Genomic DNA, 21,488 nt, shown 5'->3' with positions numbered 1-21,488 from the left:
GTGAATTACCTGAGAATCCTGTGGAGCCCGGCGCAACCGGCCAGAGACGCGGAACGACGGGCCGCGGCGGGACGCGGCGGGACGCGGCGGGACGACGTCCCCGGGCACGGAATCGCCCCCCGGACACGGAATAAGCGGACCCGGAATGATCGGACACGGAATAAGCGGAAGGACTCCCCGGCTTCCCCCTGTATGACTTCTCGTCCCGCACTTGGCAAGATCGGCATCTGGACCGGAGCCCTGAAGGCGAGCGTCGCGCCATCAGAGCAGGTCAGCGAGATGGCGGCGGAACTGGACGAGCTGGGGTACGGCACCATCTGGCTCGGTGGCAACCCCAGCCCGGATGAGGCCGGTCTTCTCCTGGACGCCACCCCACGGATCACCATCGCGACCGGCATCCTCAGCATCTGGGACCACGAGGCGCCCTATGTCGCCCAGCGGCACACCGCGCTCAACGCCGCCCACGACGGCCGCTTCCTCCTCGGCCTCGGCGTGAGCCACAGCGCGCTCGCCGGTGAGCGCTATAGGCGCCCGTACACGGCGATGAAGGAGTACCTGACCGCGCTGGACTCCGCCCCGACCCCGGTCCCCACCTCAGAGCGCGTGCTGGCCGCCCTCGGCCCGAAGATGCTGGAGCTGTCCCGCGACCGCGCGGCCGGCGCGCATCCGTATCTCGTCACCCCCGAGCACACCAGCGAGGCCCGCGACATCCTGGGCAAGGACGCCGTGCTCGCACCGGAGCTGAAGGTCGTCCTCGACACGGACCAGGCCCGCGCCCGCGACGTCGCCCGCGGCTACCTCGGCCGCTACCTGGCGCTGCCCAACTACACCAACAACTTCCGGCGGCTGGGTTTCGAGGACGCGGACTTCGTGGACGGTGGCAGCGACCGTCTCCTCTCCGCCATGTACGCCTTCGGTGACGCGGAGGCGATCCGGGCGCGCGTCGACGAATTCCTGACCGCGGGCGCCGACCACGTGGCGATCCAGGTGGTGACCGCCGACCCGATGAAGGACATCCCCCGCGAGCAGTGGCGCACCCTGGCCCAGGCACTGCCGCTGGACAAGGGCTGACCCTGGCCCCGGCCCCCGCCCGGCACCGGGCGAGGCGGGGGCGGGCGGACGCCATCGCGAGCCCTCTGTCCCGAGCAGGACCTCATATCCCGAACAGCCGCGCCGCGTTCCCGTAGCAGACCGCGCGCAGCCACTCCTCGTCCTGGCCGACCCGCGTCAGCGCGTCCAGCGCATGGCGATACCCGTACGGGATGTTGGGGAAGTCGCTCCCGAACAGCACCCGGTCCCCGAGGGCGGCCAGCCTTCCCCGTTCCGCCCGCGGAAACGGCCACCGGCTCTCGGTGAAGTCGGTGAAGGCCATCGTGGTGTCCAGGTGGACGCCGTCGTACCGCTCCGCCAGCCCCAGGAAGTCCGCGTACTCCGGCAGCCCCATATGCGCGATGATCAGGCGCAGCCGGGGATGACGGGCGAGCACCCGCCCCACCGGCTCGGGGCCGGTGTACTTCCCCGGGTCGGGCCCCGAGCCGCAGTGGATGACGATGGGCGTCCCGCTCTCGGCGAGCGTGCCCCACACCGGGTCGAGCAGCGCGTCGCCCGGGTCGTACGCCCCCACCTGCACATGGGCCTTGAACACCCGCGCCCCGCCGTCGAGCGCCGCGCGCACATATCCCTCCACACCGGGCTCCGGGAAGAAGGTCGCGGTGTGCAGGCAGTCGGGCGTACGGGCGGCGAACCCGGCCGCCCAGTCGTTCAGCCACCGCGCCATGTCCGGCTTGTGGGGGTAGAGCATCGAGGTGAAGGCCCGTACCCCGAACGCCCGTAGCACCGCGAGCCGCTCGGTCTCCTCCTCGCGGTAGGTGATGGGCCAGCGGGGCTCGACGGCGTCGAAGTAGGCCCAGACCTTGTCCAGCACGCGCTGGGGCATGAAGTGGGTGTGCACATCGATGAGTCCGGGCAGCCCGAGCTCCTGCCAGAACCGCTGCACCGGCACCACGGCGGGATCGTCCATGCCGATCACGGTAGTTGGCCGCGGGCGTATTGCTACAGCCTCGTCTCAAGCTCTCGCCTCGAGTTGATCACAGCCCCAACCAGTGGTTTTGTCACGGCCATGATGATCTGCCCGCCGCAAGATCATCACAAGGGGAACCGATGAGGTGAACTGACGTCCCGTGACCGGCGTATCCATCCACGACCACCGCCGCCCGCTGGACGTCCTCACCGACCGCCATCAACCACGGGGGACCGCTTCATGCCCAACCGCCTGCCTCGCACCGCCCGATCAGACACCGCCCGATCAGGCACCGCTCTGCTCTGCGCCCTCGGCGTCACCCTCCTCGGCCTCGCCACCACCGGCTGCGAGGACGACACCGCCGCCGCGTCCGGCCGACGGCAGCCCGCGACCCGCGCCGACCTGGCGGCCGACAGCGACGGCGGCAAGACGCTCCGGCTCGGCGAGCCCACGTCGATCACCTACAAGAGCGGCTCGGACCATATGCGGGGCGCCCTGCGGGTCACCGCGGTGAAGGTGCGCAAGGGCACACATGCCGAGCTGAGGACGGCGGGCGTGGACGCGTCCGACGTACGGACGACCCAGCCGTACTACGTCACCATGACCTTCGAGAACATCGGCGAGAACTCCCTCCACTACCCCTTCCTCAACACCCCCACCGGACTCGAGGACACAGGCGGTGTGGACGACCAGCCCCTCATCACCGGCGACACCGAGGTGGCGGCGTGCCGGGGCAAGGATCCGGACGACTTCGCGGTGGGCGCGAAGGTCTCCCTGTGCAAGGTGTTCCTGGTGCCGAACGGCATACGGCCCTCGGTGGTGACGTACAGCACGGGCGACGACACCAAGCGCCCGGTGAGCTGGAAGGCCACACCCTGACGGCGGCGGAGGGGTTCTCGACGCGGCCCCGGGCCGCGAAGTGGCCGAACGACCGAGGGCCCGGCACTGGAGAAGTGCCGGGCCCTCGATATCTGAGTAGCGGGGACAGGATTTGAACCTGCGACCTCTGGGTTATGAGCCCAGCGAGCTACCGAGCTGCTCCACCCCGCGTCGATGAACGTAACTCTACGTCATTCTCCCCGCTAAGGGAAATCCACCATCGGGGCGGACGGCTCGGAGCGGAATCCCACCCCTTCCGGGACGGCGCCAACGACCGGCCCGTACCCGAGGACCGATGGTCCACGTCGGGCACACCGAAGAAGTCCGACGGGCGCTGCACAAACCAGATCAACTACGCGGGCGACCCCCGGCCCAACGCCGAAATCAACACCATCGGCGAGAAGACCGGCTACTGCCCGCCGGTCCAGCACCAGTAAGCCCGATCGTCGCCCGCACGCCCGCACCCCGAAAGCCCAGCGGCCGGCTCTCCGGCGCCCTCCCGCCGACCGTGTGACGACGCCACGGGGCTGTGAGGACGCCACGGGGCTGTGGACGACACCATTGGACCCGCCGCACCCAGCAGCACAGGGACCGACCGGTGGTGCACTTGTCCGGCTCCGACCGGGTGACACCGCACGCGAACGGGTGATTCAGGCACTTTTCCCGTTGCCAGGTGGAAGAAAAACAGTGGCATTCATGCGCGAATGGCACGCATGAACACCTGGGAGGAAACATGCCGATACAAGCGAGCGCGCTCGTGCGCGGCAGCTCGGTGCTGATCACCGCCGCGGCGACCGTCGCCATGCTGGCTGCCCCTGCCGAACCCACCGAAACCGAAGCCCACGGCGGGCGGCCGAGCGACGGACGAGCGGCCGAGACCAGGCAGATCGCGTCCTCGGTCCTGGACGCCGACAAGAACGTCAAGTTCACCCTGACTGCGATCCGGTCCACTGTCGACCCACTGAGGGCCACCGTCCGTCTGAAGGCATTCGCCCGGGAGCACGGCCGGTTCGTGCTGTCGGACGAGGTACGGGTCGGCGCGGTGGACAGCTGGTTCTGGTTCCCGGTCACCGGGCGCGGCGCGATCTGCGAGTTCTCGACGGCGAGCACCAACCCCGCGCCCATCACCACGAGCCTGCTGATCACCCCGGCGATCGGCTGCTCGCCACCCCAGCGCTTCGAGCTGCGGGACGGCAAGTTCACGACCGACGGCCACGGCGCGCGGACCCCGCGCGGCGGAGTGAGCACCGGCGGTGGCGGCATGGCCGACCGGACCGCCACCCGGGGAACTCCGGCCGCCGTATAGGCCATTGAACCGAGGTCCGGCTCGGTAGCCACGCCACCGAGCCGGACACGTAGGTGCCCCTCTGGGCACCGCGGCCTGCCAGACTCATCGATCCAGCCGGATCGGGCCGACGATCCAGCCGGACAGGGCTGGCGTGCGGTGACTTCGGAGGTCTCCAGGGTGAGTGACTGCGCCTTCTGCCGTATCGGGCAACGCGAGATCGACGAGGACTTGGTCTCCTACCGCTCGGAGAGCGTCTTCATCGTCCCCGCGCTCAAGCAGCGGCCGAACAACCCCGGCCACGCCCTCGTCCTGCCCGTGTCACATCTGACCGGCCTTCATGACGTACCCCCTGATCTCCTGCATGAGCTCATCGAGGTCACGGCGAGAGTGACCTCAGCGGTGAAAGACGCCTACGGGGCGACCGGAAGCACGGTCACGCAGAACAACCACATCCAGGTCAGGCACTTCACCACGTCCACATTCATGTCATCCCCCGCTTCGAGGGCGACGCGTTCCGCATGCCCGAGACGGAACTGCACAAAGCGCCACGAGACATGCGCCTCGCCCGAGCGGCCGCCCTGCGCAAGGCATTGCGGCCGAGAGCTTGAGACCGACGACCGTCGGTTGACGCGATCCCCTCAGCTGAACGGGATGCAGACAGCGACCAGGCACGCCGCCAGGAGCCCCAAGAGGCACAGCGGAGCCAAGACCCGTAGCCGTACCGTCCGCGCGGAGCTTCTGTCTTCGTGGGGGAGCAATGCGGCCGCACGCCTCTTCTGACACGCGGTGGGCGGACACTTCTGACACGCGGTGGGCCGACAGGCTCGGCAGGCCGCACCAGGGATCCGCTCCTATTCGAGGAGCGTCCGGCTCTGCCGGCGCTGGGCAGTGATCGCCAGGACCGGGAGGGGTGCGATCAGGAAGAGGAGGACGACCAGGTCCGGCAGGGACTGGATGAACCCGTTCGGCTGGTTGACGATCGCCCGCGTGCGGATGAACGCGACCGCCGCGACGGGTTCAGCCACCGGTAGTCCCCGGTGGCGGCCGTCGCCACCCACGCGGCGATCAGCGCGGCGGCTTCGAGGACGAACAGGCCGCGCTGGAAGGCCGGACTGATGGAGATGATGTGCAGGCCCCCGGCCACGAACATGGCGAGTACGACGGGGACCAGCCAGCGGTACGAGTGGCACCGCAGCCGGCCGGGACGGCAGACCGCCAGCACGGCGCACGCGGTGCACAGTGCCCCCGACAGCACCAGGTCACGGGCCGTTATCGGGGCGCCAAGCCCGTAGTAGCCCAGGCCCGCCTTGCCCTCGTCGCCGAAGAACCTATTGCTGTTGAACGTGGCACCGACGTAGATCATCGCCGCCGCGGCCGGCAGCGCGAGCCACGGCTTACCGCGCAGCAGGGCGATCAGGCAGCCCAGCGGAAGCAGCCCGTAGGGCAGGAGCCGTGGCCGCGTGGGCCCTTCCGCCCACGGGTACCAGCCGGAGAAGTGGAAGGCGATGGCATGCCGGCCGGGATCGATGTGCAATGCCCAGTGCCACACATCCTGGAGATACGGCACCAGCGCCAGCGCGGCGAGGACGAGAGCGGCCAGATGGATGCCGTCCAACCACCACGGCCGGGCGGTGTCGTCGACGACGGCACGGGCGCGGATCTGCATCCCGGCACGCACCAAGGCGACGACTTCCCGCGGCGGGGGCCAGGAGCGGCCGGGATACGCCTCGGCCAGGCAGGTCAGCAACTCCTCCCCCTGCCGGGAACGGTAGGGCTCGGGATGGACCGCGAGCAGCAAACGGTTCATGCCGGGGCCGCTCCGCCATTCCGCGAGCGTCCGATGACGATGGCCGCGGCCTGCTGCATCCGCAGCGCCTCCCGGCCGAGCAGCGCGCTGCCGTCCTCGGTGAGCCGGTAGTAGCGCCGCGCCCGCCCGTCCACGATCTCCTCATGGCCGGCGGCCACCAGCCCGGCCCGCTCCATCCGCTCCAGCGCGCCGTAGAGCGTGCCGACAGCGATCCGGAGCCGCCCGTCGGTGGCCCGCTCGGCAGCCTTGATGATGCCGTAACCGTGCAACGGCCCGTCCATGAGCGCGGCAAGGATGAAGTACTGCGGTTCCGTCAGGGACGGGTTCCGGCGTGTCATGCGCCGAGAATATATCGAGCCACAAAATATATCCGCCATCCGTGGCCGATCACCGGCGCCCACGGCGAGCGTCGCCCTACCCCCGACCGACGGGCACGACGACGGCCTCCTCGACGCACCCGCGCCCGCACCCGGCCTGCCGACCCGCTGCCCCCATGAACGAGCGGCAGCACACGAGGGCGAGCCGACAGCGAGATACGACCCCGCGCCCGAACTTCCCCTCCGCGCCGCGCAGTCGAACGTTCTGGCTGCCGGGGCAGCCGACCGCAATACGGACTACGCATCCTCCGGCGGCCCACTCCCACAAGAGCAGACGACCGGCTGGAGCGATCGAGATACCTGAGCCAAGTGACCGTCACCGTGGCGGCCTCATCCGGCGGCTGACGAGATCTACTCGTCCCGGGCGAAGAGCTTGATCACGTCCTCGAGCGTGGGATTGTCAGGGTCTTCGGCCGTCGCGAGCTGCGCGGCACTGCGAGGGAACATCGCTTGCTCATATGCGGAGAGAGCGGTCTCGATGTCGCCGGGGTGCGTGACGAGGGCCTCGCCGAGTTCGGCGCCGTCCAGCATGGCCAGGTTGGCGCCCTCGCCGTTCGGGGGTATGAGGTGGGCGGCGTCGCCGACCAAAGTCACCCCTGGCACCCGGTCCCACCGATGCCCGGCCGGCAGCGTGTAGAGGGGGCGCAAAACCGGTGCGGTGTCGCTGTCGGTGATCAGGACGGTGAGTTCCGTCGCCCAGCCGTCGAACGCCTGCGCGATCTGTGCGGCGGCTGCGGCGGGATCGGCGAAGTCGATACCGCCGAACCAGTCCAGCGGCTCGGACAGCATCGCGTAGACGTGAAGGGTCCCGCCTTTCTCTCGTTGAGCCCCGATCTGCCTCTTGCCCTGATCACCTGCGAACATCGACCCGCCACCGACCGCCTTCGCGGCAGCGGGGTGCCGCGTGTCGGCGTCGAACAGGTAGGTCTCGACGAACGACGTACCGGCGTACACGGGGCTGGCGGTGGAAAGCACCGGCCGGACCCGTGACCACGCGCCATCCGCGCCGACCAGCAGGCTCGTGACGACGGTGCTGTCGTCCGCGAAGGTCACCTCATGGCGGCCGTTGCCAAGGCCACGAACACCGCTGACCTTGTGCCCCCACCGGACGGTGCCCGCCGGGAGCGAGTCGAGCAGCATCTGCCGCAGCTCGCCGCGCTGCACCTCAGGGCGTCCGCCCGTACCGTCGTCGGGTTCGTCGACCAGGACGTTTCCCTCCCGGTCGAGGCCCCGCACCGCCTGACGACCCTCCAGGACGATGCTGCGGAACTCATCCATCAGACCGGCCGCCTGCACAGCCAGTTGGCCGTTGTAGTCGTGGATATCGAGCATCCCGCCTTGCGAACGCGCCGTCGGAGAGACCTCCGCCTCGTAGACGGTGGCCGGGATGCCATGGACGTGCAGGACGCGGGCGAGCGTAAGGCCGCCAAGTCCGGCACCGATGATCGTGACGTGAGTGGTCATGCTGTTTCCTTGCCTGTCGCACGCCTGCCGGACGGGCACCCGGCAGGCTCTCCGGCAAGGCTCCAGCCCCTCCCCCGACAATCCACCGGCATCGGACCGACCGCCCCGACATATCACTGACACCGCGTCTCCGCGCCCGGACGTTCCGGGTCCGATCACCAACCGGAAAGGGGCTCGGCGCACGACCTGGGATGCAGGACAGCTCCCGACAGCAGTCGGACAAGGGCGACGAGGCGGTTGCTGTCACCGCTACTGTCATCGCACACACCAGAGGCCCCTTCCGATGATCGGAAGGGGCCTCTGAGCTGGTGCGCGCTCGGCAGGATTCGAACCTGCAACCTCTTGATCCGTAGGTTCGGGCAGGGTGCTGGTGCGGGCCTCGGCGGCGGTGCGGCCTGGTGCTCGTGGCAGCCCGTTGGCTGGCGTCGTGTGCCGTCGTTGCCGTCAGCGTTGCCGTCAAAGACTCAAGCTCGCACCTTATGGTCCGCCTGTTGCTGTCCCGTATGCGTTCCGCCACGTAATTGCCCGGCGCTCAAGCGTTGAAGGGCTGGCGTACTGCTTCTGGGCTGACGGTGTCCTGACGAACCGGTCTTTGCGATGATCTCTCGGTGAGTGATGACCGACGCATACATCCATCCAAGGTGGCCGACGAACGTATGACTTTGACCTCGTTCCTCGACTATCAGCGGGCCACGTTAGCCATGAAGTGCCAGGGTCTGACTGATGAGTTGCTGAAGCGAAGCGCGGTTCCCACCTCGGAGCTGACGCTCCTCGGCCTCGTCCGGCATGCGGCTGTGGTCGAGACCATCTGGTTCCGCAGAGTGCTTAAGGGGGAACAGATCACGCCCCGGTGGCCCGATGTCGACGGCGTCTACGGCGAATTTCTCGTAGACGATGCCGATGTGGCCGAGGCGTTCACGACCTGGCAGGAGGCGTGCCAGGGATCTCGCGCGGTTACGGACGACTTCGAGTCTCTCGACGACACTGTGGAGTTCCGTGGCGAGATCATCTCGCTGCGCTATGTCCTTACGCACATGATCGAAGAGTATGCGCGTCACAACGGCCATGCTGACCTGCTGCGTGAAGCGATCGACGGAGCTGTCGGGGAGTAGGGCATGCGGCGGGGAGAATCGGCAAGCCCGTCAGCTTGGACGTCCGATAGATTCGATGGCAGCCTGATGGTACTTGTGCCACCTCTGTCCCTGCGGCTAGGGGATCACACCCCTTGGAAGTTGACCCAGGCAGCAACTAATGATCTCTGCTGCCTACTCGCCTGGCTACTAGACGCGTCCGCAGACCGAAAGCCCCAGCATTCTCCAGCCGAAATCCATCCGGAAGCAACCCGCTTGCTGACGTTGGCACTGAAGACGGTGGGGTGCTGGGCACATCGATGATTACGCGATCCACCAAGTCGGCGAGCACAACTGCCGCTTCGTTTTCGCTGCCCTCGATAAGAACCGAACGTGCGCCGGACTCGGCCAAGCTGAGCGCGGCATTCGCTGACTCTTTACCGAGTGGTCCACACGGCACCCGGAATGCGTCTTCTCCGTGGCCGCCCGGCACGCCTTCCTCGATAGTCCCGTCTCGCCGGATGACCAGATCGTACATGCGGCGGAGGTCCTTCACATCCTGGTCGTCCTCGTCGGCCCTGGCGGTGTACGCCCAGGTGATGTGCGGCCTGCCCGTACGGAGTGAGTGCAGCCACGGGCCGAGGACAAGCAACGCTTCCTGCTCCAGGACGCCGCGCTCTACCTCAATGCCTGCCTGTTCCAGCACCGCCGCGCCGCCCTCTCCGCGTGAGGTGGGGTCCATGACGGCCATCAGGACGCGGGAGACCTTGGCGTCTATCAGTGCCTGGCGGCACGGTGGGGTCCGGCCGTGGTGGTTGCAGGGCTCCAAAGTCACGACCGCCGTGCCGCCCTCGGCCCGCTCCCCCGCTGCGGTGAGTGCGTTCACCTCGGCGTGATGGTCGCCCTTGCGGAGGTGGTACCCCTCGCCGACCGGTACGCCGTCACGGTCGAGGATCACACACCCAACGGGCGGGTTGGGGCTCGTCGTTCCGAGGCCCTGGGCAGAGATGGCGATTGCTCGCCGCATGGCCGTCAGTTCGTTTGGCGTGGCCATCAGAACCCCGCATTCTCCTTGACTGCGTCGAGTAGATCCCGCACGGCGGGAACATTACTCGCCGCCGCGAGGGCGTTGACCGCCGTGACGGCCTCTTGGAGAGTGCGGCCTGAACCGGAGCCGCAGGCCACATCGAGAACGGCTGCGGCCTCGGCGGCGGCCTGCTCGTACTCCTGGATTCCGACGTAGGCCATGGCGAGCCGCGCCTGGGCGAATGTTCGGTCGCGCTGGTAGACGTCCGGGAGTTCGGCCAGTGCGGTTTGGAAGGTGGTGACTGCCCGGTCGGGCCGGGAGAGGTTGAGCCAGCAATTCGCGCGCTGGATTTCGATATAGCTGGACGTACAGAAATCCCCGTGGCCGGATCGGGCGTCACCGGAGGATTCAGCAATAGCGGCGAACTCGTGGGCCTCGTCCAGCTTCCGGTGGCAGGCGACCTCGTCCCCGTCGAGGGCAAGTCCCTGCGCTTCCTGCTGGATGGCGGCGGCCTTCATTGGGTGAGTGAGTGCGCGTTCGTGGCGCTGTACGGCCTGCGCAAGGCCGATTGCCTGGCCTGCGTTCTTCTTCCCGGCCGCGAGCTGGCTGCGCCGGAACAGGGTCCACGAGAGCATGGCTTCATCTCCGGCTTCCATGGCCCATTCCATGGCCCGGCTCGTCCATGTCTCCGCGCTAGGCACGTCCATGGAGTCCTCGTGAAGCCATGCGGCGGACTCGGCGTACTGGGCCGAGAGCTTCAACAGCTCCTGCCGGTGCTCACCCCGGCTGTCCTCCAGAAGTCCTTGCAACATGTCGAGCTGCTGATGGACTCCCGAGAGTGCGTGACGCGGGCCGAAGAGGTTATCTGCCCTGACCAGGGTGTGCCACATGTCGCGGAAGTGCTCGATGGCTGCTTCGCCGCGTCCGGCGGGGAGTCGGTGTGGTCTGGTGGGCCGGGGGCTCACGATCTCGGCGGAAGCGTTGACGGCGCGGAGGGGTCCGCTTCCTTGCAGGGCGACACCAATTGCGTGCCCCAGAAGGGCTCGGCGATTTATCGGCACGATCTGCTCCCTTCCATCGACGTACACCGAAACCAGAACGATTTCGGGTAGCGCATCCGCGTCCGCCGAATTCGAAGGGTCCACGTGCACAATCGGCAGACCAGGAATCGCCCCCGTTGTGGGTAAGGACGGGGGTTCGTTCGAGTCGTCTGGGCTACTGGAAGCGTAAGCCTGGTTCTGGGCAGCGGCGGCCGGTAGCGGGGTACCCTCCCATGGCCTCTCGGGTAGGTCGAGCATGTGGCCGGGAATGCCCAGTCCATCAGCGATGCGTTCCATGACGGCGACGCTGCGAATGCCTCGATCGCCTCGGATCACGTCGCCGACACGCGCGCTGGTCATCTTGGTGACGGCGGCAGCGATCGCCGCGTAGCTCGCCGGGGCTCGTCTGTTGACGAGACGGAAGATCTCGCTGAAGTCCCTCCGCTTGCAAGCCCGTTTCATGTCCTCGCTGTGGAGCAACCGATCCGGGATGGTGAGGGGGTATCCGCTGCGCCTGGCTTCACGTTCGCTCATGGGCCGCTCACGAGGTGTAGGGAAGTGCGTGACGTCCAGCGTAGATCTCGCCATGGATCGGGGTACCCCATTTCGCCACCTGGGGTACCCCGTTGGCTGTCCCGGTGACGGCGTCTCACCTGCACTCTTGTGGCCATGAAGCCAGAGCTGACAGGCCCTGATGGACGTGTGGTGGTGAGGCGTTGGACCCGCCACCCCCGTTGCGTCGCCCTGGCCCGAGCCGACTTGCGTAAGGCTCTGGCCGGTTGGGGGCTGGTCGCGGTCGAAGAGGTCGCGCTGTTGGTGCTGTCTGAACTGATAACGAACGCCGTGCGGCATGCGCGGGTTCCGGGACACAAGATCGAGACGCGTTATCTGTACCAGGGCGACGAGGTGCAGATCGAGGTTCACGACGCGTCCGACGAGCGGCCCGAGCTGAGGAATCCGAGCTGTGAAGTGGCACACGGCCGGGGGCTGGTCCTGGTCGAAGCGCTCGCGGACCGGTGGGGCGTCACTCCGTGCCCGGTGGTCGGAAAGTCGGTATGGGCTGTGCTGACGGCTCCTGGCTCGGGTGCAGGTCAAGCGATGAAGGGCGGGATGCGGCATGGCGAGGCGGACGCCGAAATGGACGGAACATGAGTCAGAGATCATCGCCGCCTACCGGGACGGCATGCGGGTCACAGAGATTCAGCAGCGGTTCGGCATAGCGAACACGATGCTCTACGACCTGCTTCACCGCAGAGACGTACCGCTGCGCTCGGGCCGACAAAAGCTCCCCTGGTGGCGCGGCGGATTGCTGCCCTAGAGGCGGGGCGGGGGCTGCCGTTCCCCGGGATGGACCCGGTAGCCCTCGCCCTCCCACTCCCCCGGCGCAGTGTCCGTGAGGCAAGCACCTCCCCCGCCTCACCGACGTCACACACTGCGCCTCGGGAGAGGACGGCGGACACCGCACCGTCCGCCGTCAGCGGTCCGGCTCCCACACTCGCGCCCAACCAATCAACCCGCGAAGGGGAGCCGGACCGCCCAGCACAACAACCACAAACGCGAAACCGGACCACCCCCCAACCCTGGCAGGCGCGGGGTGGTCCGGCGGAGAGTCCAAGATCAGGACCCCGGTGCCGATGGTACCGGGGCGGTTGTCGTGCTCGCTTCGACTCCGCCCGTTCTCAAACGAGTTCAGACGCAGGAAAGGGATGGGACGAGTGCGAGGCAGACGCGAGGTGACGGGCTCGGTGGCGACGGCCGTCAGAGTGTTTACGACACGCTGGTCGGCCACCACGATACGGAAACCGACGCGGAGCGACCATGACGGCCTGAGCCACCGCGCGGCAGCAGCCGCTCCCCGCCCTCCAGGACCGGACGGTTCGGTCTGCTCACGCGCCCGCATCCGTGACGGCGACAGTACGGCGGCCGGCCACATCGAACCGGGTCCGACGACCAACATGCCCCCGGCCGGGCACCCCTCCCCTCCCCGCTGGCCGTTGCTACGCGCACAACGACGATGGCCGCAGTCGGCGGACGGCCGGCCATGTAAACCGCTCCGCGTAGCCGCCCCTCGACGGCGGGCAGGCCGGGCTCTTGGTCCTGGCCGTGCTGCTGCGTCGGCGCGTCCCGCTGCGGTCGGCAGGCGCTCCGGGGGAGCTGTTCCGGCTGCTGACTGCGGTTGGTGGGCTGCTGGTGTGGGGTGGCGCGCTGAGTGGCTCGGGGGCGCCGCTGAGCGGGGCGGCAGACAGGAGCGGGCGGCGGCCACGGGCCGCCAGCGCGCGCGGCCCGCGCAAGCGGGCCGCCTTGATCCAGTAAGGAAACTCTGAACAGCTCACACCAGAAGATCGCCGGAGGATGGCAATGCGGGGTGCGCGCGACCAACGCGCAGACGATAAGGGGGAACTGGTGCTGACCGAGCGGGAACGGGCCTTGCTGGCCGAGATCGCGGCCATGACTGAGCGCCTGCGCGGTGAGCTGGAGGAGATTCGCACCGAGGTGACGGAGCTCCAGGAAGAGCGGGCTACGGGTGCTGGCTCGCCTTCAATTCGGCGACTTCCCGCTTGAGGGTCTGGACCTCCGCGTTCAAGGTGCGCAGCTGGTCCCGGACCTCTAGTAGTGCCTCGGTGAGGGTCCCGGTGGGTTCTGTACTCGCCGGGGCCTCGCCCGTTCCGGCTGCGGTCTGGGGCGGTGTGTAGCGCTTGGCCTCGACCAGTTCGCCGCCGGGTCCGATCACGTCGGCTACGTAGCTGCCGCGCCCCTGCACGGTGTAGATCAAGCCCTCTTCGCGGAGCACGCGCAGTGCGCTGCGGGCGGTCATGTTGGCGATTCCGAACCGCTCTTGCAGCTCCCGATGGGAGGGGAGCTGTTCCCCCGGCTTGAGCTTGCCCGCCTTGATCTCGCTCCGGATGGCCTCGGCTGCCTGCTGGTATGGCGGGCGGGCGTCGTGCATCGGCGGCGTCATAGCCCCAGGGTAGCCGTGTTAGCCCACCTAACACACCCAGACCTTTGAATTCTCATGGCTAGCTCCCTTGACCTAGCTAGCCTGGCTAGGTCATAGTTGGTGACCCGGCCGCACAAGCGGTCGGCAACGAAAGGGAGCAAGAAGCATGGCTATGACGCGTATCCGCGTGGGGCTGCTGCCCTCGACTCAGTTCATCGCTGGCACGGCGCCGATGCCGAAGATCAAGGACCCGGAGACGGGAGTGCTCGCCACCGACCGGGACACCGGGGAGACCCTGCACACCCTGACGGTCTTCCTCATGGAAGAGGGCCGGGCCGAGCAGATGAAGATCACCGTTCCCGAGAGCGGTCTGCCGGAAGGGCTCCAGCCGGGCATGCCGGTGCGGGTCACGGACCTGTTCGCCACTCCGTGGGCGCGCATCTTCAACGGCCAGCTCTCCGATGGTGTGGCCTACCGGGCGGCGGCGCTGGAGCTGGTCAAGTGACGGCCCCGACCGGACCTGAGCCGGTGTACCCGGTGGAGCCGGAGAGCGGGGATGACGACTCGCGGTTCACCAACGGCCTGCTCTTCGACGTGGCCAAGGTGATCGAGTCGCACGGCTACCCCCGGCTCGCATCCGGCCGTGACCTGCTGGAACTGCGGATATCCCTCTACCGATTCCTCTACACGAACAAGGACGTGCTGTGACAGTGGGAGAAATCTTTGGGTTGGCCCCGGCGGTTGCCGGGGCGGCCCTGGCCCTGACCGGCATATGGGCCCTGTGGTGGCTGGTGCGCTACATGCGTGCCGACAAGATGACACGGGCGAGCATGCGGCAGGCCATCGATGTACGGCGGCGGTGGCGGCGGCTGGCTCCGATGGTCGGGCTGTCGGTGACCGACAAGACCCCTCCGGCCGTGATCGTGGCACCGGACGGAAAGGTCCCCAAGCCCCGCGTCCTCATCCCGAAGATCCGGGTCACGGCCGACCGGTACGGGGTCCTGGTACACGCCGTGTGCTTGCCCAAGGTGGGCTTGGCGGAGTTCCAGCGGGCGGCGCCGTATCTGGCCGATGCCTGGCGGTGCACGCGGGTTTCGGTCCTGCCGGACATGCCGGGCCAGTTGGTGATCCGTGGTGTGCGGGTTGATCCGCTGATCGTCCCCACCGAGCACACCCCGACCGGGGCCGTGCCGGAGGAGTTGGCAGTGTGGGATCTGGGCGTGGACGAGTACGCGCAGCCGGTGAGCGTGAGCCTGGCCAATGTGCCGGGCGTGACGGTGGCGGGGCTGCCCGGGTTCGGTAAGACGTCTCTGGTCAACAGGTTCATGTGCGATACGGCGCCGTCCGATGCGGTGCAGTACGCGGTGGCGGACGGCAAGGTGACCTCATCTCATGAGGGCGACTACGCCGATCTGACGGACCGCATCTTCGCGTTCGTCGGTGACGACCTGGAAGAGGCGAACGCGCTGTTCACGCGCCTGGTCAAGCTGCGGCGGGACCGGTCGGCGTCCATCCGAGCCTTGCTGGGTGTGAAGAACGTGTGGCATGTCGGGCCCTCGGCCGCCTGGCCGTTGACCGTGCTCATCGTGGATGAGGCGCACACCTACTTCCGTGACTACAAGGGGTCGGACACGCGGACGAAGAGGCTTGCCGCGCTGGCTGCTGAGAACGCGCGGCTGGTGGAGGACCTGGTGAAGAAGGGCCGCAACGTCGGCATCCTGGTGATCATCGCGACGCAGAAGGCGACCGGGGATGCCATCCCCACCTTCATCCGGGACGTGTGCCCGGTGGGCCTGTCCTTCGCCCAGAAGACCGCCGAGGCGGCCGTGGTCGCGCTGGGGGAGGACATCCGCAACTGGCCGGACGCCAGCCCAACCGCACTCCAGGACCCCGCCTACGTCGGCGTGGCGGCCATGGCGCATCAGGGGCGCCCCGGCTTCGCCCGCATCCGCACCCCCTACGTCGCCGACGTGGACGCTGCCCGCATCGCCACCGACACCGCGCACCTGACCCGCGACCCCGCCGAACTGCTGGAAGAACTGGCGGCCTCCGCGATGCGGGTGGACGACCCGTTCACCAAGCGGGAAGCCGCCTGACCCGCAATCCCGCCCCCGCTCATCGCCACATTCGGAAGGAGGTGAATCCGTCGTGATTGAGGATCGGATCACTCAGCGCACCGTGACCGTGGTCATGGGCATCATCGCGGCCCTGGCCTTCGTCTTCTCCTTCGGCAACGTCTGGGCCCTCGCGCTGCGCCTCGGCGTCCCCGACCCGATCGCGCCGCTGATCGCTCCGATGGTGGACCTGTCCGTCGTCGGCCTCCTGGTCGCCCTGCGCTACCTGTCGCTGCGCGGCGTCCCCGCCGAGCAGATCAAGGGCGCGACTCGGCTGATGCACGTGTCCGGGCTGCTGACCCTGGCCCTCAACGTCGCCGAACCCATCGTCGCCGGACACTACGGCCGCGCGGCCGTGGACGCGGTCGCCCCGCTCCTCCTCCTGGGCTGGGGAGCCGTCGGCCCGCAACTCCTGCGCCACTTTCACACCGTCGCTCACACCGCTACTGAGGCACCAGGCCCGATCGAGTCCGTGCCTGACGCTCCGGCCACCCCAGACACTCCGATCGAGAAGGCCCCGGCCCCCGCGCCCGAGCCTGCCCCAGTACCGGAACCGGTCTCATCCCCGGCCGCGCCGAAGCCGAGACGTCCCCGGCGGTCACGGTGCCCGTGCCGCTGCTGAACGCGGCGCGCACCATCGCCGACACCTACCGGGCCGAGCACGGCGAGCCCATCACCCCGGCCCAGCTCCGGGCCCGCCTCGGCGTCGCACTGCCGCTGGCCACCGCCGCGCACGCCCAGCTCTGACCCCCGTGCCGGCCGTCCCGGCAATCCAGAAACCCCCGCCCCTGACCGGGCCCGGATTCGTCATGCCCCGAGCAGCACCCGCACCCCTGACCCGGTGCTGCCCGGGGCCCCTCTCCCTCGAAAGGATGCGTCACCCGTGAAAGCCCCCCTGGACCTGCGCCACGTGGCGAGCCTGGCCCTGCGGGACCTCATCCACCTCGCCCACCACCCCGACTTCGACCGCGTCCAAGACCAGATCAGCCAAATCCGCGGCTGCACCCGCCCCGTGCAACTCGTCGGCTCCACCGAAACCCGCGACACAGCGACGAACGCCGTCGTCCGCTCGTACACGACCGCTGACGAACCCACCGGGCGGCTGCTGACCGCCTGCGGCAACCGCCGCTCCTCCCGCTGCCCCTCCTGCTCCCGCCTCTACGCAGCCGACACCTACCACCTCATCCGGGCCGGACTCTCCGGCGGCAAGAACGTGCCGGAAACCGTGCGCACACACCCGCGCGTGTTCGTCACCCTGACCGCACCCTCGTTCGGGCCGGTCCACAACCGCCGCACCACCGAGGCGGGCGAGAGCCTGGCCTGCCGCTGCGGCATCCGCCACCCCGCCGACGACCCCGCGTTGGGCACCCCGCTGTCCCCGGCCACCTACGACTACACCGGCGCCGTGCTCTGGAACGCCCACGCCGGAGCCCTGTGGGCGCGCTTCACCACCTACCTCCGCCGAGAGCTGGCCGCCCACCTCGGCATGACCCAGAAGGCGCTGAACGCGGCGCTACGGGTCTCCTTCGCGAAGGTCGCCGAGTACCAGCGGCGCGGCCTGGTCCACTTCCACGCCGTAATCCGCCTCGACGGCCCCGAAGGCAGCAACCAGCCCCCGCCTCGATGGGCCACCGCCGACGCCCTCACCCACGCGGTCACCAAGGCGGTCGAACGCGCCGTGCTCACGGTCACCTCCGACGCCATCGGCGAACGCGAACTCCGGTGGGGCGATCAGCTCGACATCCGCGAGATCGCCGCCCTGGGCGACGGTGAACTGACCGATCAGAAGGTCGCCGCCTACGTCGCGAAGTACGCCACCAAGAGCGCCGAGGACTCCGGCACGGTAGACCGCTCCCTGCGCTGCGCCCACTGCGCCGGACGCGGCTACCAGCGCGGCCCCGACGGCTTCCGGGACCTGTGCGACGAGTGTGAGGGCACCGGCCAGTCCGAACCCATCGCGGACCTGCCCGTGCACAGCCACGTCCGCCAGATGATCCGCACCGCCTGGAACCTCGGCCACCTCCCCGAATTCGCCGAACTCAAGCTCTGGAAGTGGGCCCACATGCTCGGCTTCCGAGGCCACTTCTCCAGCAAATCCCGCCGCTACTCCACCACCCTCAGCGCACTCCGCGACACCCGCCGCACCTGGCGCACCGAACAAGCACGCACCGCAGACGGCCAGCTCGAGCTGGACGAGGAAACCACCCTCGTCGTCTCCCACTGGCAATACCTGGCCTCCGGCTACAGCCCCGGCGAAGAACTCCTCGCCGCCCAGGTCCGCCACGACATCGCCCAAGCACGCGACCACACCGACCGCCGCAAGACAGAAGGAGACCCCTGGCTGTGAGCACGGGCCTGCTCAACGTGGACCAGGTCGCGGCCCGGCTCCAGGTGAGCCGCTGGACGGTCTACAACCTCATCCGCTCACGGGAGCTGGCCTCCCTGACCATCGGCCGCTGCCGACGCATCACCGAATCCGCACTGCACGACTACATCCACCGCCAGACCGAAGGAGAGGCCGCCTGATGGGCAAGAAGAACGCGAACGGCGGGGGAAGCATCTACCAGCGCAAGGACGGGCGCTGGGAGGGCATCGCGTACGTCCTGACGGCCGACGGCACGCACAAGCGGCGCAGTGTCTACGGGAAGACCTGGGATGACGCCCACGACAAGCTGACCAGGCTCAAAGCCGACTCCAACAACGGGCTCCCCGTCGCCACGAGCAAACAGAGCCTGGGCGACTTCCTGACGTACTGGCTGGCCAACGTCGCACGCATCAAGGTCCGTCCGGCCACGTACGCCGCTTATGACTCCCTCGTGCGGAACTACCTGGCTCCGGGCCTCGGGAAGAAGAGGCTGACGCGGCTCACCGCGCGGGACATCCGGGCCTTCCTCGCCGCCACGGCCCGTACATGCCAGTGCTGCGCTCAGGGGAAGGACAAGGCGCGCCCAGAGCGGAAACGCCGCTGCTGCGCGCTGGGCAAGTGCTGCAAGTCGTACCCGTCCGACCGAACCGTGCGGTTTCTCCTGGTGCTGCTCCGGGCCGCGCTGGAGCACGCCGTGCGGGAGGACGAGTTGCCGCGCAACGTGGCCAAGAACGTGGAGCTGGGCATGGGCACCAAGCGCGAGATAGAGCCGCTGACCGTGAAGGAAGGGCGTCAGCTCCTGGCGGCGGCACGGGGTAACCGGCTCTGGGCGGTGTACGAGCTGGCCGTACGGATCGGCCTTCGGCGCGGGGAAGTCCTCGGCCTCCGCTGGAAGGACGTAGATCTTGTGGGCGGCTCAGTCACGATCCGCCAGACGCTCCAGCGCGTGAATGGGGAGCTGCTGATCTCGGCCCCGAAAACTCAGAGGTCCGCCCGGCGGGTGGCGTTGCCCGCCGAGTGCGTGACGGCGCTCCGATCTCGCCGTGCCCAGCAGCGCGGGGATCGGATGGCGGCGGGAGAGAAGTGGAAGGGCGGTGGCAGTGATCTTGTGTTCACCACGAAGAAAGGGACTCCGATCGAGCCGCGCAACCTCAATCGCGCCTTCACCCTCCTGTGCGACAAGGCAGGCGTCCGACGCGTCCGCTTCCATGACCTCCGGCACACCTGCGCGTCGCTGCTCCACGAGCAGGGAGCCGATGCCCGAATGATCATGGAAGTCCTCGGGCACAGCTCGATCCGCGTGACGATGGACATCTACACCTTCGTCCGGCTGGACTCGCAGCGCTCCGCCTTCGACCGCGTCGGCGATGCCCTGCGTGACGGCGATGGCCCGGACGATGACGACGGCGCGGATGGTGCTCTGGTCGCCGTCTGATCGAGGCGCGCGGCGGTTGCCGTCAACGACCGCCGTCAACGGGCAACGCAAGAGGCCCCTTCCATCACTGGAAGGGGCCTCTGAGCTGGTGCGCGCTCGGCAGGATTCGAACCTGCAACCTCTTGATCCGTAGTCAAGTGCTCTATCCGTTAAGCTACGAGCGCTTGGCTTCCCGGCGGTTTTTCTTGCCGGTCGGCGTTGCGGGGACAACATTACATGACCTGCGCCGTCAGGCGAAATCCGTTTCCCATACCCACACTGACCTGCGGAAACGCCATTTTCAGGGGGCGCCGGGACGGCCGTTACAAGGCCCCGGAGAGCCGGGTTCCGCGTCGCGCGACGCTTGAGTAGCGAGGGCGGGTGACACCGAGGGCAACCAGCGGGTCACGCTGCGTCGTCGCCGCAGAAGGCTTGACGTTCACCTGGTCCAGGGCGGCTGAGCTGGGTCGTTCGCAGCGACCGGAGTAAAAGGGGAGAGCGGGGGCCGTCGGCGTCGCTCCGGTCCGCTCCAGTCCGGTCCCGGCCCAGTCCGATCCGGTCTGCTCCAGTCCGGCCCCGGTCCGGTCCCGCGATCATTCACAGTTCCCACCGGAACGACACAGGGAGCCCGCGCCATCGGCACAGGCTCCCTGATCGGAGAGCGGAGGCTGAGGGATTTGAACCCTCGATGGGCTTTAGGGCCCAAACCGCATTAGCAGTGCGGCGCCATAGACCAGACTAGGCGAAGCCTCCAGCACACCGGTCGCTCGCGCGAGCGCGAGGCGGTGTGTGCAGATGATGTCACAGCCCAGTGGGATGTCACCAATCGCCGACCACGGTACTCGGCGGGCGGGGCCCATCGCAAAGCCCTTGTGGGGGCGCGGCCCGTACGGCGGCGTGCGGCCCGTACGGCCGCGGGGAGCCTTATGGCCCGCGCGGCCCTTACGCCGAGCGGCGCCCATACGGCCTGCACAGCCCCGTACACAGCCCCCGTACGCAGCCCCTTATGGCGGCGCAACGCGCGCCTCGGCGGCGCGTTAGAGGGGGCAGGGGCAGCGCGCCCCCTCTGATCACAACCAGGAGTGCCTCCATGCCCCTGCTGCACCGCCTCGCCGTCACCGCCGCCCTGACGACCGCCGCCACCGTGGGTGCGCTGGCTCCCGCCGGGGCCACGCCGCTGCCGTTGCCCCTGCCGTTCGACGGGGAGAGCGCGGACCGGCTCGTGATCACCGTGAGCGAGACCGGTGATCCCGATGACGCCGCGACCTATGTGCTGGACTGCCACCCGACCGGCGGTACGCATCCCCGGGCGCGGGCCGCGTGTGCGCAGCTGGATTCGCAGACCGTGTGGGGCCGGGATCCGTTCGCGCCGGTGCCGCCGGACGCGATGTGCACCGGGCAGTACGGCGGGCCGATCACGGCTCGGGTGACCGGCCATTGGGCGGGGCGTCCCGTCAACGCCTGGTTCAACCGCACCAATGGATGTGAAATCGCCCGGTGGAACCGGTTCTCCGTCGTTTTGCGCACTCCTGGGAGCTGACCTGGGGATTGGGTCTGGAGTGAGAAGAGGAGAGCTCGGTGAAGTTTGTCCGGGCGTGCGTCGAGACGCGTACGTCGCGCTGCGACCTCCCTCTCATCCGCCGTCGCGCCTGGCCCTGGTGCCCGTAGACTCCCCTAGAGACACT

At 68.5% G+C, this 21,488-nt stretch carries 22 protein-coding genes, 3 tRNA genes and 1 pseudogene; 16 read left to right on the top strand and 10 right to left on the bottom strand.

Annotation, left to right across the window (positions count from 1 at the left end):
• The first annotated feature begins 192 nt into the window (after window positions 1-192).
• On the top strand, window positions 193-1,071 hold the full coding sequence (locus NQU54_RS17085) for an LLM class F420-dependent oxidoreductase (RefSeq protein WP_257631808.1): 879 nt from the start codon (window positions 193-195) through the stop codon (window positions 1,069-1,071).
• Between the two features lie 82 nt (window positions 1,072-1,153).
• On the opposite strand, the gene NQU54_RS17080 is transcribed toward NQU54_RS17085, so the two are convergent.
• Window positions 1,154-2,020, bottom strand: a complete 867-nt coding sequence (locus tag NQU54_RS17080; RefSeq protein WP_257631807.1) for an amidohydrolase family protein — start codon at window positions 2,018-2,020, stop codon at window positions 1,154-1,156.
• A 240-nt stretch (window positions 2,021-2,260) separates the two neighbouring features.
• Here NQU54_RS17080 and NQU54_RS17075 point away from each other — a divergent pair, with 240 nt between their 5' ends.
• A complete protein-coding gene (locus tag NQU54_RS17075; protein WP_257631806.1) occupies window positions 2,261-2,899 on the top strand; it encodes a hypothetical protein in 639 nt (212 codons plus the stop codon).
• A gap of 97 nt (window positions 2,900-2,996) precedes the next feature.
• Here the strand turns inward: NQU54_RS17075 and NQU54_RS17070 are convergent.
• Window positions 2,997-3,070, bottom strand: a tRNA-Met gene (locus NQU54_RS17070).
• 562 nt (window positions 3,071-3,632) lie between these two features.
• On the opposite strand from NQU54_RS17070, the gene NQU54_RS17065 reads away from it, so the two are divergent.
• Complete coding sequence (locus NQU54_RS17065; RefSeq protein ID WP_257631805.1) at window positions 3,633-4,205, top strand: hypothetical protein; 573 nt, start codon at window positions 3,633-3,635, stop codon at window positions 4,203-4,205.
• Between the two features lie 159 nt (window positions 4,206-4,364).
• A complete protein-coding gene (locus NQU54_RS17060; protein ID WP_257631804.1) occupies window positions 4,365-4,967 on the top strand; it encodes an HIT family protein in 603 nt (200 codons plus the stop codon).
• A 71-nt stretch (window positions 4,968-5,038) separates the two neighbouring features.
• On the opposite strand, the pseudogene NQU54_RS17055 reads toward NQU54_RS17060, so the two are convergent.
• The 3 genes and pseudogenes from NQU54_RS17055 to NQU54_RS17040 all read right to left on the bottom strand — a co-directional run bounded on the left by NQU54_RS17055 (window position 5,039) and on the right by NQU54_RS17040 (window position 7,835).
• Window positions 5,039-5,994 (bottom strand): annotated as a pseudogene (locus tag NQU54_RS17055) (hypothetical protein).
• Window positions 5,991-6,332, bottom strand: a complete 342-nt coding sequence (locus tag NQU54_RS17050; protein WP_257631803.1) for a PadR family transcriptional regulator — start codon at window positions 6,330-6,332, stop codon at window positions 5,991-5,993. The pseudogene NQU54_RS17055 and the gene NQU54_RS17050 overlap by 4 nt, the downstream one beginning before the upstream one ends.
• Window positions 6,333-6,722: 390 nt before the next feature.
• The gene (locus tag NQU54_RS17040; RefSeq protein WP_257631802.1) at window positions 6,723-7,835 is read right to left on the bottom strand and encodes an FAD-dependent oxidoreductase; all 1,113 of its coding nucleotides are present in this window, start codon (window positions 7,833-7,835) and stop codon (window positions 6,723-6,725) included.
• A 641-nt stretch (window positions 7,836-8,476) separates the two neighbouring features.
• On the opposite strand from NQU54_RS17040, the gene NQU54_RS17035 reads away from it, so the two are divergent.
• Window positions 8,477-8,947 (top strand): DinB family protein, encoded by a 471-nt coding sequence (locus NQU54_RS17035; protein ID WP_308408491.1) that lies wholly within the window; start codon window positions 8,477-8,479, stop codon window positions 8,945-8,947.
• 136 nt (window positions 8,948-9,083) lie between these two features.
• Here the strand turns inward: NQU54_RS17035 and ribD are convergent, their stop codons facing one another.
• Both ribD and NQU54_RS17025 read right to left on the bottom strand, forming a co-directional pair.
• Window positions 9,084-9,959: a bifunctional diaminohydroxyphosphoribosylaminopyrimidine deaminase/5-amino-6-(5-phosphoribosylamino)uracil reductase RibD gene (ribD, locus tag NQU54_RS17030; protein ID WP_257631801.1), complete on the bottom strand. Its 876-nt coding sequence runs from the start codon at window positions 9,957-9,959 to the stop codon at window positions 9,084-9,086.
• Window positions 9,959-11,506, bottom strand: coding sequence for an NsdA family TPR-like regulatory protein (locus NQU54_RS17025; RefSeq protein ID WP_257631800.1), 1,548 nt, complete (start codon window positions 11,504-11,506; stop codon window positions 9,959-9,961). Before NQU54_RS17025 ends, ribD begins: the two co-directional genes overlap by 1 nt.
• 135 nt (window positions 11,507-11,641) lie before the next feature.
• Between NQU54_RS17025 and NQU54_RS17020 the strand changes: the two genes are divergently transcribed.
• Together NQU54_RS17020 and NQU54_RS17015 are read left to right on the top strand one after the other, a co-directional pair.
• Window positions 11,642-12,124: an ATP-binding protein gene (locus NQU54_RS17020; RefSeq protein WP_257631799.1), complete on the top strand. Its 483-nt coding sequence runs from the start codon at window positions 11,642-11,644 to the stop codon at window positions 12,122-12,124.
• A gap of 31 nt (window positions 12,125-12,155) precedes the next feature.
• Window positions 12,156-12,290 carry a hypothetical protein gene (locus tag NQU54_RS17015; protein ID WP_257631798.1) on the top strand — a complete coding sequence of 45 codons (135 nt, stop codon included), beginning with the start codon at window positions 12,156-12,158 and terminating at the stop codon, window positions 12,288-12,290.
• Window positions 12,291-13,490: 1,200 nt separating this feature from the next.
• Here NQU54_RS17015 and NQU54_RS17010 read toward each other — a convergent pair.
• Window positions 13,491-13,931 (bottom strand): GntR family transcriptional regulator, encoded by a 441-nt coding sequence (locus NQU54_RS17010; RefSeq protein ID WP_063804965.1) that lies wholly within the window; start codon window positions 13,929-13,931, stop codon window positions 13,491-13,493.
• Window positions 13,932-14,076: 145 nt separating this feature from the next.
• Between NQU54_RS17010 and NQU54_RS17005 the strand changes: the two genes are divergently transcribed.
• The 8 genes from NQU54_RS17005 to NQU54_RS16975 all read left to right on the top strand — a co-directional run bounded on the left by NQU54_RS17005 (window position 14,077) and on the right by NQU54_RS16975 (window position 19,824).
• The gene (locus NQU54_RS17005) at window positions 14,077-14,415 is read left to right on the top strand and encodes an SCO3933 family regulatory protein (protein ID WP_257631797.1); all 339 of its coding nucleotides are present in this window, start codon (window positions 14,077-14,079) and stop codon (window positions 14,413-14,415) included.
• Window positions 14,412-14,618 (top strand): hypothetical protein, encoded by a 207-nt coding sequence (locus NQU54_RS17000; protein ID WP_257631796.1) that lies wholly within the window; start codon window positions 14,412-14,414, stop codon window positions 14,616-14,618. The genes NQU54_RS17005 and NQU54_RS17000 overlap by 4 nt, the downstream gene beginning before the upstream one ends.
• Window positions 14,615-16,006 carry an FtsK/SpoIIIE domain-containing protein gene (locus NQU54_RS16995; RefSeq protein ID WP_257631795.1) on the top strand — a complete coding sequence of 464 codons (1,392 nt, stop codon included), beginning with the start codon at window positions 14,615-14,617 and terminating at the stop codon, window positions 16,004-16,006. Before NQU54_RS17000 ends, NQU54_RS16995 begins: the two co-directional genes overlap by 4 nt.
• 52 nt (window positions 16,007-16,058) lie before the next feature.
• Window positions 16,059-16,646, top strand: coding sequence for a DUF2637 domain-containing protein (locus NQU54_RS16990; RefSeq protein WP_308408490.1), 588 nt, complete (start codon window positions 16,059-16,061; stop codon window positions 16,644-16,646).
• Window positions 16,634-16,771 carry a hypothetical protein gene (locus tag NQU54_RS49300; RefSeq protein WP_306278781.1) on the top strand — a complete coding sequence of 46 codons (138 nt, stop codon included), beginning with the start codon at window positions 16,634-16,636 and terminating at the stop codon, window positions 16,769-16,771. The genes NQU54_RS16990 and NQU54_RS49300 overlap by 13 nt, the downstream gene beginning before the upstream one ends.
• 136 nt (window positions 16,772-16,907) lie before the next feature.
• The gene (locus NQU54_RS16985) at window positions 16,908-18,371 is read left to right on the top strand and encodes a replication initiator (RefSeq protein ID WP_257631794.1); all 1,464 of its coding nucleotides are present in this window, start codon (window positions 16,908-16,910) and stop codon (window positions 18,369-18,371) included.
• Window positions 18,368-18,550, top strand: coding sequence for a helix-turn-helix domain-containing protein (locus NQU54_RS16980; protein ID WP_257631793.1), 183 nt, complete (start codon window positions 18,368-18,370; stop codon window positions 18,548-18,550). Before NQU54_RS16985 ends, NQU54_RS16980 begins: the two co-directional genes overlap by 4 nt.
• A complete protein-coding gene (locus NQU54_RS16975) occupies window positions 18,550-19,824 on the top strand; it encodes a site-specific integrase (protein ID WP_257631792.1) in 1,275 nt (424 codons plus the stop codon). The genes NQU54_RS16980 and NQU54_RS16975 overlap by 1 nt, the downstream gene beginning before the upstream one ends.
• Window positions 19,825-19,915: 91 nt before the next feature.
• On the opposite strand, the gene NQU54_RS16970 is transcribed toward NQU54_RS16975, so the two are convergent.
• Together NQU54_RS16970 and NQU54_RS16965 are read right to left on the bottom strand one after the other, a co-directional pair.
• Window positions 19,916-19,988 (bottom strand) — tRNA-Arg (locus NQU54_RS16970).
• Window positions 19,989-20,465: 477 nt separating this feature from the next.
• Window positions 20,466-20,556, bottom strand: a tRNA-Ser gene (locus NQU54_RS16965).
• A gap of 337 nt (window positions 20,557-20,893) precedes the next feature.
• On the opposite strand from NQU54_RS16965, the gene NQU54_RS16960 reads away from it, so the two are divergent.
• Window positions 20,894-21,343, top strand: coding sequence for an SSI family serine proteinase inhibitor (locus NQU54_RS16960; protein ID WP_069861047.1), 450 nt, complete (start codon window positions 20,894-20,896; stop codon window positions 21,341-21,343).
• Window positions 21,344-21,488: the final 145 nt, after the last annotated feature.

The sequence above is a fragment of the Streptomyces malaysiensis subsp. samsunensis genome (genome assembly GCF_024519315.1).
Lineage (GTDB): Bacteria > Actinomycetota > Actinomycetes > Streptomycetales > Streptomycetaceae > Streptomyces > Streptomyces malaysiensis.
The sequence above is the reverse complement of the archived record's forward strand: the minus strand, read 5'-3'. Positions and strand labels throughout refer to the sequence as shown.